Here is a 14974-nt window from a genome sequence, read left to right as displayed (position 1 = left end):
GCGAGTACCCATGGCGCATGGGCGATGTCACTTCACTCACTTCGGGGAGAAATTACCAGATGGACGCAATTGAACTGATCGCGAAAAGCTCGGGGCAGGTGACCCCCGTGACCGGCAATGGCCCCCTGAGCCTGTCGCGGCCCGGCGTGGTGAAGATCGCCGCGGCGCCGGAGGACGTCCAATCCCTCAGCCGCAACGGCGACCACCTGCTGGTGCGCCTGAAGACCGGCAAGGTCATCACCGTCGAGAACTTCTTCCAGGGCTTCGATGGCGTACACAACGACCTGGTCCTGCAGGCGCCGGACGGCCAGCTGTGGCAGGCCGGCTACGAAGAGCCCTGGGACGGCATGGAACTGACCCGCCTGGACTCCGTCGATGAACTGCTGGCATTGCAGTCGGACGACCACAACGTCGCTTTCGGCCTGCTGGTGCCGGCGGCGGGGCTGGGCACCATCGGCGTGGGCAACATGCTCACCCAGCGCGACGGCGGTGGTGGCGGCAGCCCGCGTTCGGCGGGGCCGCTGCCGGAAGCCGGGGGGCCAGGCGCGCCGCAGATCCTGTTCAACAACCAGCAGGGCCTGACCGGCACCGCCGAGCCCGGCAGCCTGATCACCCTGATCCGCCCGGACGGCACCACCGAAACCACCACGGCCAGCCCCGACGGCACCTGGAGCTTCCTGCCCAACCCGCTGGAAGACGGCCAGTCCGGCAGCGTCACCGCGTCCAACGAAAGTGGCATCAGCCCGGCGGTGGACACCGGCCCGGCGGACCTGACGCCGCCGAAGGATCCGGTCGTCAGCGAGAACAACGCCAATGGCCTGTCCGGCACCGGCGAGGCGGGTGACACCATCATCCTCACCAAGCCCGATGGCAGTACCGTCACCACCCAGGTGGACGAGAACGGCAACTGGAGCTTCCCGGAGAACCCGCTGGGCAATGGCGAGTCGGGCTCGCTGGTGGAAGTGGACCCGGCCGGCAACCACAGCGGCAGTGTCGATACTGGCCTGGCCGACCTCGAAGTGCCGGAATCGCCGGTGGTCACCGAGAACAACGGCAACGGCCTGGGCGGCACCGGTGAGCCGGAAGGCATCGTCACCGTCGAGCTGCCTGACGGCAGCACCGTGACCGCCATTGTCGATGAGAACGGCAACTGGAAATTCCCGGAAAACCCGCTGGAGAACGGTGAGACCGGCAGCGTCACCATCACCGACCCTGCGGGCAACGTCAGCCCGCCGACTGTCACCGAGCCGGCCGACACCGTCGCGCCGGAACCGCCGATGGTCACCGAGAACAACGGCAACGGCCTGGGCGGCACCGGCGAGCCGGAGGGCATCGTCACCGTCGAGCTGCCCGATGGCAGCACTGTCACCACCGTGGTGGACGAGAACGGCAACTGGGTGCTTCCTGAAAATCCGCTGGAGAATGGCGAGACCGGCAGCGTCACCATCACCGACCCTGCGGGCAACGTCAGCCCGCCGACCATCACCGATCCGGCCGACCTGCTGCCGCCCGTGCTGCCCGAAGGGCTCGACTGGCTGCAACTGATCGACGACGTCGGCGAGGTGACGGGCGAGGTCGCCAAGGGCGGCGTGACCGACGACACGCGTCCCGAAGTGGTCGGCGACTGCGGCGCCGACAGCGATGCCGTACTGGCCTTCATCTACTTCGACGGCACGCTGCTGGGCAGTGCCACCGTCACCGCGGGCAAATGGAGCTTCCCCCTGGAAAGCGACCTCGCGGCGGGCGCCCACCAGTTCCAGGTGGAACTGCAGGACAAGGCCGGCAACCGCAGCGCCAAGAGCGAGCCTTGGGACTTCATCCTGGAGCTTCCCGATGCACCCGAGGCGCCGAGCATCGACTGGGTCCAGGACGACCAGGAGCCGCTGGTGGTCGAACTGCAAGCCGGGGACAGCACCAATGACCGCAGCCCCACCGTCGGTGGCAGCGGCGTGCCGGGCAGCCTGCTGACCCTGTACGTCGATGACAAGGCTGTGGGCAGTGTGACCGTGGGCGAGGACGGCAAGTGGGAAATCGCCATCGCCGACCTGGGCAAGGAGGACGGAACCAAGCGCTTCACTGCCGAGCAGTACGTGGACGGGCAGACCAGCCCGAAGAGCGAGGCGTGGGAGATAGTGCTGGATACCCTGGCGCCGGCCCGGCCGGTCATCGAGCGGGTCTTCGACAACCTCGGGGAGCAGCAGAACGTCGAACCCAATGGCGTGACCGACGACTTCTGGCCGGAGATCAGCGGCCGGGTCGAGGGTGGCGATGCGACGTACATGAAACTCTTCGACAAGGGCATGCCGATCGGAACCGCCACGGTCAACGCGGACGGCACCTGGTCCTTCACCCCCGTCTCGTCGCTGGGCATAGGCCAGCACAGCCTGCAGGTCATCGCGGTGGACGCGGCGGGCAACGAGAGCCCGTTGAGCGACGCCTGGTCCTATGAAACCTACGTGCTTCCGTCGATAGAGCCGAGCATCACCGGCGTCCTGGACGACTACGGTACCAAACTGCAGAAGGAAGACATCACCGACGACAGCACGCTGGTGGTGAGTGGCACCGGGCGCCCGGGGGATGTCATGGAGCTCTACCTGCAACTGGAGGGGGAGGGCGGCGAGCTGAATCGGGAAACCGCCCACCTGGTGGGCTCGGCTGTGGTCGACGCAAAGGGCCACTGGCAGATCGAGTCCGACGACCTGGCCCAGTATGGCGGCGATGGCATGAAGTACCTCTATGCCTCTTCCTATAACGAGGGTGGCGACCGCCCGGCGCCTACCGGGGCATACCCCATCTACCTGGAGGACCCCGCCGCGCCGGAGCAGTTGCGTTCGTTGTCATCGGCGCTGGACGAACCGCGGGAGCCGGGCGTGGCGGAGGGCGAGGGCGCCGGGCTGATCCAGCAGGTGCTCGGCCTGGCCGTGGGCACGGGGGCCGCGCTGCCGGCCGACCCCGAGCCGGACCTGGCCGGGTTGCTGACCGATATCCGGCTGCCGCGACAGGTCCCGTTGGAGGGAGCTGCGCCCGGGGGCGTCACCGAGCCCGCCGGCGAGGTCTTCGCGCTGCTGTCGTCGGGCGAGCGCCTCGACCTGCTCGGCCTGCAGCACAGCCAGCAACTGGTGCTCTGACAGCCGGCTCCCGCCGCCCGCGGCGGGGTTCGTCACGAAGGGCGCGAACCTTGGGTTCGCGCCCTTTTTTGTTCGCGGCGGGCGCTTTCCGGGCCTTGTGAGGGGCTTGCCCTTCGCTTGCGCTGGCCCGAAGGGGAATAACCCAGAGACTTTTGGGTTGGGGGTTTGGTGTAGCGCGCCGCTCCGAGTGCGTTGATGTTTCTTGTTTCGCCCCCTCGGGCGAGTCCCTTTTGTCAAACGCCACAAAAGGAACCAAAAAGGCTTGCCCCGACATACGGGCCCGACAGAGTCGGGCTACCCTCACGAACTCCCCCGCCACGGAGGCCCGCCCCGAGGGTACGTCCCTGTAGCCCGCGGGGCTCTCGCGACATCCATGTCGCATGACCTCCTGAGCGCGGGTTTCGCTCGGCCTTCTGAAGGGGCGTTTCGGTGCGCGCGGATGTTTCTCTGGAAGTCCAAGAGCAAACGCGCTTTTGCTTTTGCTTTTCGTAGGAGCGAGCTTGCTCGCGAACCGTCCGTCACTGGGTTCCCGCATTCGCGGGAATGACGAGGGAGATAAGGAGTTTCAGGATGACTCTAGATTCCCCTCCCACTCCGAACAGCCCCCTCTCCCTTCAGGGAGAGGGCTGGGGAGAGGGCGCTCTTGAACCCAGCACCTAAAGCTCTCGGGAAATCCGTAGGGCGCATAACGCCTACGGCGTTATCCGCCGAATCGCGGACAGAGTCCGCTCCTACGGTTCCAGGGAAGCACGGGCGTAGGAGCGGACTCCGTCCGCGATTGGATTCACCGGCCACGCCGGACGCTCCGGTGGCACGAACAGCCCCCTCTCCTTCCGGGAGAGGGCTGGGGTGAGGGCAACGGACTCCGCCGCTACTCCATCGCCAAACCTGCACTCCGCCCCCCAACCCTCCCCGCAAACGGGGCAGGGTACCGCCACCCCGTGCTTCCACCCACCCCTCAGACATCCACCTGAATGCCCCGGCCTTTGAGGGATTCCTGAAGGGAGGTCGCTGGCGATTTGCCTAGGATCGCCGGTGGGGCATCGCCGGCGGCGCCGGCGCTCATTGCCCGCTGATTTCAGCCTCCCGCACACCGGGTGGCGATGACTGCCAATTGACGATTTGAAGGAGTCTCGGCGCATGACCGACAAGAACTGGAACGACGATCAGGACCGGCCGCAGGCCAGCCTGCCCTTTGCGCAGGACGCATCCGCCGGACAGGATGCGCCCGCGCCGCGTGCGGACAAGCCCCAATTCCTCATCGAGGACGATATCGGCACGCTCAAGGGTGTGGTCGAGTCGGGCGGATATACCAACGACAAGACGCCGACCTTCAAGGGCTCCGGCCTTACGGTGGGCCAGGAAGTGTTCATCCGCGTCGTTCTCGAATCCGGTGAGGTGCAGGAACTGGGCAGCGTCGTGGTGCGCAAGAACGGCACCTGGGCCCTGGACATCGACATGCCGTTCCAGGATGGCGTGGTCGATTTCTACATCACCGTCGACGGCGTCGATTCCGACCCCTACCGGGTGACCTTCGATAGCCAGTTGCCGGAGCCGGTCGAGCTGGAAGAGCCCCTGCAAGTGCTGGCCGGCGAGCGCCCGTTGGCGATGGACGATGGCCAGGTACAGGCCAACGCGCAGCCGAGCTTCGTGGGCAAGTTCGCCGGCCAGGCCAGCGAAGCGGACATGCATGCCGTGCTGCTGGAAATTCACTATGGTACGGAGAAGGTCACTGTCACTGCCGAGATCGGTAGTGATGGCTCCTGGCGCTGTGACTGGCCAGAGGGCCTGGCGGAGCAGGAGGGGAACTATACGCTCAAGTTCTTCATGATTGATGCCGCCGGCAACGTGCATACCGAGGGGGGACAGTACAAGTCCTTCCAGCAACTGGAACTGACGCTCGACCTGACCCCGCCCGACGAGGCCATGGTGAGCTTCACCCTGCACGACGACTTCGGCCCGGTCACCGGCGTCATCGCCGCCGGCGGCAAGACCGACGACACCACCCCGAGGCTCGAGGGCCAGGTGGCGAACGCTGCCGCCACCGGCGTCAAGTGGGTGGAAATCCTCCTCGACGGCAACGTCCTGGCGCGGGTGCTGGTGGATGAGCAGGGCAACTGGGAATACACCCCGGACGCATTGGATTCCGGCGTGCACCACCTCGAAGTCTTCCCGATGGACGCCGCCGAGAACCGTGGCGCCCAGGGCGCCTCCATCGACTTCGAAGTGGTCGGACCGGATGTGCCGCCCTTGTCGCTGCCGGTCATCGACGAAATTCGTGACGACCTGGGCTTGGTCACCGGCCTGCTGAATGACGGTGACGTCACCGACGACACCAGCCTGTCGCTCAAGGGCCACGCCGAGGCCGGCAACCTGGTGCTGCTGTACATCGATGGCGAACTGGCCGCCAGCGTGGTGGCCGACGAGCAGGGCAACTGGACTGCCGAACTGCCGCTGGCCGGCGATGGCGAGCATGTCATCATCGCCAAGGCCCAGGACGACTTCGGTCGCCACAGCGACGAAACCGCCCCGGTGTCCATCACCCTCGACACCATCGCACCGGAACAGCCGGGCATGGTGGATGCCCAGGACAACACCGGCGCCATCACCGGCCCCATCGAGCCGGGCAGCGTGACCGACGAAACCCAGCCGACCCTCAGTGGTTCGGGTGAGCCGGGCGACACCGTGAGCATCCTCGACAATGGCGAGGTGATCGGCACGGTCGTGGTCGATGAAAACGGCCAATGGGAATTCACCCCGGAACAGCCGCTGGAAGAGGGCGACCACAGCATCAGCGTGGTGATCACCGACCCGGCCGGCAATGCCAGCGAGCCCAGCGAGTCGCTGGACTTCAGCGTCGACAGCAGCGTACCGGCCATGGTCATCGACCATCTCGAACTGCAGGACGACTTCGGTCCGGTAGTCGGCGCCATCGCCAACGGCAGCTCCACCGACGACGCCACCCCGACCGTGGTGGGCCATGTCGAAGGCGAAGCCGCCTGGGTGGAAATCTACGATGGCGAAACCCTGCTGGGCACCGCCCTGGTGGACGGCGACGGCAACTGGAGCTTCCAGGCGCCGGAACTGGAGAGCGGCGAGCACAGCATTTCCGCCCGCCCGGTGAGCGCCATCGGCCAGGAAGGCGAGACCAGCGACAGCATCGGCTTCACCCTGGTGGGTGACGAGACGCCGCTGCCGCAACTGCCGGTCATCGATGAAATCCTCGACGACCAGGGCACATTCACCGGCCTGCTGAACGATGGTGACCTCACCGACGACGCCAGCCTGTCGCTCAAGGGCAGCGCCGAAGCTGGCAAGCTCGTGCTGCTGTACGTGAACGGCGAACTGGCCGCCAGCGTGGTGGCAGAGCAGGACGGCAGCTGGAGCGTCGAACTGCCGCTGGTCGGCGATGGCGAACAGGTCATCACCGCCAAGGCCCAGGACGATGCCGGCCGCCACAGCGACGAAACCACTCCGGTATCCATCACCCTCGACGCCACCGCGCCGGACAAGCCGGAACAGGTGGGCGCCGACGACAACGAAGGCGTGGTGCAGGGCCCGATCACCCAGCATGGCGCCACCAACGACAACACCCCGGAATTCAGCGGCCAGGCCGAGCCGGGCTCCACGGTCATCATCAGCGACAACGGCATGCCCCTGGGCAGCGTGGTGGCCGATGCCCAGGGCGACTGGAGCTACACCCCCGAGCCGCCGCTGGCCGACGGTTCGCACAGCATCACCGTGCAGGCCCAGGACGCCGCCGGCAACCTCAGCGAGCCCAGCGACGCCCTGGAATTCAGCGTCTGGAGCGAGGCGCCGCAGGTGAGCATCGACCACGCCCTGGACGACGTCGAGCCGGGCCTGGAGAGCGTGGCCAACGGCGGCGTCACCAATGACCTGCAGCCGACCCTGGTGGGCACCGCCACCGCCGGCGCGCTGGTGGTCCTTTCCGAGGCCGGGCTGGTGCTCGGCAGCGCGGTCGCCGACGCCGAGGGCAACTGGAGCATCACCCTGGACCGTAACCAGTCCGAAGGCTCGCACACCTACACCGCGGAAGTCCGTTGCGCCACCGGCGAGTTCGCCCAGGCCGACTTCGTCCTGGTGATCGACAACAATGCCCCGGACCGCCCGATCCTCGACGCCGTGCTGGACAACGCCGGCCTGGTCCAGGGCGCGCTGGCCAGCGGCGACACCACCGACGACGCCACCCCGACCCTGCAAGGCGGCGAGGCCGAGCCCAACGGCCTGGTCAAGGTCTACGACAACGGCACCCTGGTCGGCAGCACCCTCGCCGACGAGAACGGCGACTGGAGCCTGGAGCTGCCGGAGCTGGCCGATGGCGCCCATAGCCTGACCGTTACCTCCAGCGATGCCGCGGGCAACGAGAGCAAGCCGACCCGTCCGTTCGAACTGACCGTGGACACCGCGGTGGCCGACCTGGTCATCGACAGCATCGAACTGGTCGACGACTTCGGCGAGGTCCAGGGCCTTATCGCCGACGGCGGCAAGACCGACGACACCACGCCGCTGCTGCGGGGCCACGTCGAAGGGACGAATGCCGCCTACGTGGAAATCTACGACGGCGAAACTCTGCTGGGCACCGCCGCGGTGGACGCCCAGGGCAACTGGAGCTTCCAGTCGCCGGAGCTGGAAAGCGGCGAATACGCCTTCAGCGCCGTACCGGTGGACAGCCTCGGCAAGACCGGCGAAGCCAGCGAAACCATCCGCTTCGAAGTGGTGGGCCCGGAGGTCGCCCTGCCGAACGCACCGGCCATCAGCGAAATCCTCGATGACCAGGGTTCGGTCAGCGGCCTGCTGAACGATGGCGACGTTACCGACGACACCAGCCTGAGCGTTAGCGGCAGCGCCGATGCCGGCAACCTCGTGCTGCTGTACGTCAACGGCGAACTGGCTGCCAGCGTGGTAGCCGACGAGCAGGGCAACTGGACTGCCGAACTGCCGCTGGCTGGCGATGGCGAACAGGTCATCACCGCCAAGGCGCAGGATGAAGCTGGCCGCCACAGCGACGAGACTGCACCGGTCAGCGTCATCCTCGACACCACCGCACCGGAACAGCCGGGCATGGTCACCGCCGAGGACAACACCGGCGCCATTACCGGGCCCATCGAGCCGGGCAGCGTGACCGACGAAACCCAGCCGACCCTCAGTGGTTCGGGTGAGCCGGGCGACACCGTCAGCATCCTCGACAATGGCGAGGTGATCGGCACGGTCGTGATCGACGAGAACGGCCAGTGGGCGTTCACGCCTGAGCAGCCGCTGGAAGAGGGCGACCACAGCATCAGCGTGGTGGTCACCGACCCAGCCGGTAACGCCAGCGAGCCGAGCGAGTCCCTGGACTTCAGCGTCGACACCAGCGTGGCCCCGATGGTCATCGATCGCATCGAACTGCAGGACGACTTCGGTCCGGTAGTCGGCGCCATCGCCAACGGTAGCTCCACCGACGACGCCACCCCGACCGTGGTTGGCCATGTCGAAGGCGAAGCCGCCTGGGTGGAAATCTACGACGGTGAAACCCTGCTGGGTAGCGCCTTGGTGGACGCCGAAGGCAACTGGAGCTTCCAGGCGCCGGAACTGGAGAGCGGCGAGCACAGCATTTCCGCCCGTCCGGTGAGCGCCATCGGCCAAGTGGGCGAAGCCAGCGACAGCATCGCCTTCACCCTGGTGGGTGAGGAAACCGATCTGCCGCAGCCGCCGGTCATCGACGAAATCCGCGATGACGTGGGTTCGATCACCGGCCTGCTGAACGACGGCGACGTCACCGACGACACCAGCCTGTCGCTCAAGGGCACCGCCGAGGCCGGCAACCTCGTGCTGCTGTATGTGAACGGTGAACTGGCCGCCAGCGTGGTGGCCGACGAGCAGGGCAACTGGACTGCCGAACTGCCGCTGGTCGGCGATGGCGAACAGGTCATCACCGCCAAGGCGCAGGACGCCGCCGGTCGCCACAGCGAAGAGACCGCTGCGGTCTCCGTCACCCTCGACACCACCGCGCCGGAACAGCCGGGCATGGTGATCGCCGAGGACAGCACCGGCCCCGTCACCGGTCCCATCGAGCCGGGCAGCGTGACCGACGAAACCCAGCCGACCCTCAGCGGTTCGGGCGAGCCGGGCGATACCGTGAGCATCCTCGATAATGGCGAGGAGATCGGCACCGCCACCGTCGACGAGAACGGCAACTGGACGTTCACCCCGGAACAGCCGCTGGAGGACGGCGACCACAGCATCAGCGTGGTCATCACCGATGCGGCCGGCAACGTTGGCGAGCCCAGCGAGGCCCTGGACTTCGTGGTGGATTCCACGCCTGCGTTCGTCACCATCGACATGGCCCTCGACCAGGTCGAGAGCATCACTGGCGAGGTGGCCAACGGCGGCGTCACCAATGACCGGCAGCCGACCCTGGTGGGCACCGCCACCCCGGGCGCGCTGGTGATCATCTCCGAGGCCGGGTTCGTTCTCGGCAGTGTGGTCGCCGATACCGAAGGCAACTGGAGCCTGCGCCTGTCGGTGGGCCAGTCCGACGACGAGCACCACTACACCGCCGAGGTGCAGAGCGCCACCGGCGCCACCGCCCAGGCCGAGTTCAGCCTGGTGATCGACACCAAGGCCCCGGACCGCCCGATCCTCGACGCCGTGCTGGACAACGCCGGCCTGCTCCAGGGATCGTTGGCCAGCGGTGACACCACCGACGACGCCACCCCGACCCTGCAGGGCAGCGAGGCCGAGCCCAACGGCCTGGTCAAGGTCTATGACAATGACGTCCTGGTCGGCAGCACCCTCGCCGACGAGAACGGCGACTGGAGCCTGGAACTGCCGGAACTGGCCGATGGCGCCCATAGCCTGACCGTTACTTCCAGCGATGTCGCGGGCAACGAAAGCAAACCGACCCGTCCGTTCGAACTGACCGTGGACACCGCGGTAGCCAACCTGGTCATCGACAGCATCGAGCTGGTGGATGACTTCGGTCCGCTCACCGGCCTGATCGCCGATGGCGACAAGACCGACGACACCACGCCGCTGCTGCAGGGCCATGTCGAAGGCGAGGCGAAGTACGTGGAGGTCTACGACGGCGAAACCCTGCTGGGCACCGCCGCGGTGGACGCCCAGGGCAACTGGAGCTTCCAGGCGCCGGAGCTGGAAAGCGGCGAGCATGCCTTCAGCGCCGTGCCGGTGGATGCCCTCGGCAAGACCGGCGAAGCCAGCGAAAGCATCCGCTTCGAAGTGGTGGGCCCGGAGGTCGCACAGCCGGAAGCACCGGTCATCAGCGAAATCCTCGATGACCAGGGCTCGGTCAGCGGTCTGCTGAACGATGGTGACGTCACCGACGACACCAGCCTGACCGTCAACGGCAGTGCTGCCGCGGGTGATCTGGTGCTGCTGTACGTCGACGGCGAACTGGCCGCCAGCGTGGTGGCCGACGAGCAGGGCAACTGGACGGCCGAACTGCCGCTGGCCGGCGATGGCGAGCACGCTATCACCGCCAAGGCGCAGGATGAAGCTGGCCGCCACAGCGAAGAGACCGCTGCGGTCTCCGTCATCCTCGACACCACCGCGCCGGAACAGCCGGGCATGGTGATCGCCGAGGACAACACCGGTGCCATCACTGGACCGATCGAGCCGGGCAGCGTGACCGACGAAACCCAGCCGACCCTCAGTGGTTCGGGCGAGCCGGGCGGCACCGTCAGCATCCTCGACAACGGTGAAGTGATTGGCACGGCCGTGATCGACGAAAACGGCCAGTGGGAGTTCACGCCTGAGCAGCCGCTGGAGGAGGGCGACCACAGCATCAGCGTGGTGGTCACCGACCCGGCCGGCAACGCCAGCGAGCCGAGCGAGTCCCTGGACTTCAGCGTCGACAGCAGCGTACCGGCCATGGTCATCGACCGTATCGAACTGCTCGACGACTTCGGTCCGGTCGTAGGCGCCATCGCCAATGGCAGCTCCACCGACGACGCCACCCCGCTCGTGCAGGGCCATGTCGAAGGCGAGGCGACGTACGTGGAGGTGTACGACGGCGAAGCCCTGCTGGGCACCGCCGCGGTGGACGCCGAAGGCAACTGGAGCTTCCAGGCGCCGGAGCTGGCTTCCGGCGAACACGCGATCTCGGTCCGTCCGGTGAACGCCATTGGCCAAGTGGGCGAGGCCAGCGAAAGCATCGGCTTCACCGTGGTGGGCGAGGAAACCCCGCTGCCGCAGCCGCCGGTCATCGACGAAATCCGCGACGACCTGGGCTCGGTCACCGGCCTGCTGAACGATGGCGACGTCACCGACGACACCAGCCTGACCGTCAACGGCAGCGCCGATGCCGGCAACCTCGTACTGCTGTACGTGAACGGTGAACTGGTCGCCAGCACCACCGCCGATGAACAGGGCAACTGGAGCGCCGAGCTGCCGCTGGCCGGCGATGGCGAACACGCCATTACCGCCAAGGCGCAGGATGCAGCCGGCCGTCACAGCGACGAGACCACCCCGGTCTCCGTCATCCTCGACACCACCGCGCCGGAACAGCCGGGCATGGTGACCGCCGAGGACAACACCGGTGCCATCACTGGCCCGATCGAGCCGGGCAGCGTGACCGACGAAACCCAGCCGACCCTCAGTGGTTCGGGTGAGCCGGGCGACACCGTCAGCATCCTCGACAACGGTGAAGTGATCGGCACGGCCGTGATCGACGAAAACGGCCAGTGGGAGTTCACTCCCGAGCAGCCGCTGGAGGAGGGCGACCACAGCCTCAGCGTGGTGGTCACCGATCCGGCCGGCAATGCCAGCGAGCCGAGCGAGTCCCTGGACTTCAGCGTCGACAGCAGCGTACCGGCCATGGTCATCGACCGTATCGAACTGCTCGACGACTTCGGTCCGGTCGTAGGCGCCATCGCCAACGGCAGCTCCACCGACGACGCCACCCCGCTCGTGCAGGGCCATGTCGAAGGCGAGGCGACGTACGTGGAGGTGTACGACGGCGAAACCCTGCTGGGCACCGCCGCGGTGGACGCCGAAGGCAACTGGAGCTTCCAGGCGCCGGAACTGGCTTCCGGCGAACACGCGATCTCGGTCCGTCCGGTGAACGCCATCGGCCAGATCGGCGAGGCCAGCGACAGCATCGCCTTCACCCTGGTGGGTGAGGAAACCGATCTGCCGCAGCCGCCGGTCATCGACGAAATCCGCGACGACCTGGGCTCGGTCACCGGTCTGCTGAACGATGGCGATGTCACCGACGACACCAGCCTGTCGCTCAAGGGCACCGCCGATGCCGGCAACCTCGTGCTGCTGTATGTCGGCGGGGTACTGGCCGCCAGCGCGGTCGCCGACGAAAACGGCAACTGGAGCGCCGAACTGCCGCTGGCCGGCGATGGCGAACAGGTCATCACCGCCAAGGCGCAGGATGAAGCCGGTCGTCATAGCGAAGAGACCGCTGCGGTCTCCGTCATCCTCGACACCACCGCGCCGGAACAGCCGGGCATGGTCACCGCCGAGGACAACACCGGCGCCATCACCGGGCCGATCGAACCGGGCAGCGTGACCGACGAAACCCAGCCGACCCTCAGTGGTTCGGGTGAGCCGGGCGACACCGTGAGCATCCTCGACAACGGTGAAGTGATCGGCACGGTCGTGATCGACGAGAACGGCCAGTGGGAGTTCACGCCTGAGCAGCCGCTAGAGGAGGGCGACCACAGCCTCAGCGTGGTGGTCACCGACCCGGCCGGCAACGCCAGCGAGCCCAGCGAGTCGCTGGACTTCCAGGTGCAGGCCCAGGTGCCGACCCTCAGCCTCGACTCGGTCTACGACGATGTCGAAGGCATTCTCGGCGAGATCGCCCAGGGCGGGCTGACCAACGACGCCCAGCCGATGCTCTCCGGCACGGCCGGCAACGGCGCGGTGCGGGTGCTCATCCATGACGGCCAGACGCTGCTGGGCAGCGCACTGGTCGATGGCGACGGCAACTGGCAGTTCGAGCTGCCGGAACTGGCCGACGGCGAGTACAGCCTGAGCCTGGTGGCCGAAACCGCCAGCGGCACGCCGAGCGAAAGCCTCGAGTGGAGCTTCACCGTCGACACCCAGGCACCGGAGGCCGTCACGGCTCTGGACCTGGTCGACGACGAGCCGCTGATCACCGGCACCATCGAGCAGAGCGGCCTGACCAACGACGCCACGCCGACCTTCAGCGGCCAGGCCATCGGCGCCAAGTGGGTGAACATCTACGACGGCAGCCTGCTGATCGCCAGCGTCTCGGTGGACGCCGAGGGCAACTGGAGCTTCACGCCGGAAGAGGCGCTTTACGAAGGCGCGCATCGCTTCAGCGCCGCCGCCGTGGACGAGGCCGGCAACGAAGGCGAGCGCAGCGTCGGCTGGAACTTCACCGTGGATGTCACCGCACCGGGCCGTGTCACCAACCTGGGGCTGTACGACATGATCGGACCGAACCCCGAGACGGACTGGGGCGATGTGCCGAAGGGCGGGAAGACCGACGACCCCTGGCCGAACTTCTATGGCCAGGTCGACACCTTCGGCGTGAAGTACGTGTACGTCTACGACGATGGCAAGTTCCTCGGCTCGGCCACGGTCAACCAGACCACCCTGGAGTGGGCGTTCGAACCGCGCCTGCCGCTGCAGTCGGGCAAGCACAGCCTGCAGGCTTGCGCAGTGGACGAAGCCGGCAACATGGGCCCGCTCAGCGAGCCCTGGGACTTCACCATCGCCCTGCCGATCGCTGCCGACCCGTCGATCATCAACGTGCGCGACGACGTCGCTGGCGTCTACCTGCAGAAGGAGGACTTCACCGAGGACGTGACTCTGACGGTCAAGGGTTCCTCGCCGCTGGGCACCACCGTGACGCTCTATGCCAACGGTGTAGCGGTGGGCTCGCAGACGGTGGATGAGGATGGTTACTGGTACATCACCACCAGCGACCTGAGCCTCCTGGCCAACCCCGATGGTTCCGTGAGCCTGGTGGCCGCGGCCGAAGGGCTGGCGCCCACCGGTCCGTTCACCATCTTCCTCGAGGACAGCGTGCTGCAACCGCAGGTGCTGGCCGAGCCCCTGGGGGGCGAGGAAGCGCTGATGGCCGGGCTGTTCGCGGCGCTGGAACTGCACCAGGAGCCGGTCGCGCAAGCGCAGCCGCTGTCGTTGCAGGGCCTGCTGCAGGCACCGGCCGGGGCGCAGGCTCCGGGCGTGGCGGCAACCCCGCCGGCAGCCGAGGCGCCAGTGCCCGACAGCGTGCTGGTGAAACAGGACCTGCTGGCGCTGCAACAGCAGCAGCTGGTCTGACCGACCCGGCCCGTCCCGGCGCTTCGGCGCCGGGCGGACCGGTTTTCAGGCGGCATGGGCGCAAGCCCGTGCCGTTTTTTTTCGCCTGAAAAACGCCTTGTCGGATGGGGGAGGGCAAAGCGATATCCGTCGCCATGGCCGGCCGGTGGAATAGCGAGCGGAGGTTCAGTGATGGAGCATCGGCGAAGGCCGTTGCCCTCACCCCAATCCTCTCCCGGAGGGAGGGGGGGCTGTTCGTGCCACCGGAGCGTCCGGCGTGGCCGGTGAATCCAATCGCGGACGGAGTCCGCTCCTACGCCCGTGCTTCCCTGGAACCGTAGGAGCGGACTCTGTCCGCGATTCGGCGGATAACGCCGTAGGCGTTATGCGCCCTACGGACTTCCGACGGGGTTGCGACAGAGGTTGGGGCTCTGCAAAGAGCGCCCTCTCCCCAGCCCTCTCCCGCAAGCGGGAGAGGGGGCCGTTCGGAGTGGGCGGGGAGTTCGGAGTCATCCTGCTACTCCGAACCCCACCCCGTCATTCCCGCGAACGCGGGAATCCAGTGACGGGCGGTTCGCGAGCAA

General features: G+C 67.2%; 2 protein-coding genes. Both read left to right on the top strand.

Annotation, left to right across the window (positions count from 1 at the left end; translation table 11 throughout):
* Nucleotides 1-59: 59 nt before the first annotated feature.
* The gene (locus tag M8R19_RS03570) at nucleotides 60-3128 is read left to right on the top strand and encodes an Ig-like domain-containing protein (protein ID WP_249917042.1); all 3069 of its coding nucleotides are present in this window, start codon (nucleotides 60-62) and stop codon (nucleotides 3126-3128) included.
* 1140 nt (nucleotides 3129-4268) lie between these two features.
* Nucleotides 4269-14411 carry an Ig-like domain-containing protein gene (locus tag M8R19_RS03565; protein ID WP_283939438.1) on the top strand — a complete coding sequence of 3381 codons (10143 nt, stop codon included), beginning with the start codon at nucleotides 4269-4271 and terminating at the stop codon, nucleotides 14409-14411.
* Nucleotides 14412-14974: the final 563 nt, after the last annotated feature.

It is taken from the genome of Pseudomonas sp. R3.Fl (assembly GCF_023516765.1).
Lineage (GTDB): Bacteria > Pseudomonadota > Gammaproteobacteria > Pseudomonadales > Pseudomonadaceae > Pseudomonas > Pseudomonas citronellolis.
The sequence above is the reverse complement of the archived record's forward strand: the minus strand, read 5'-3'. Positions and strand labels throughout refer to the sequence as shown.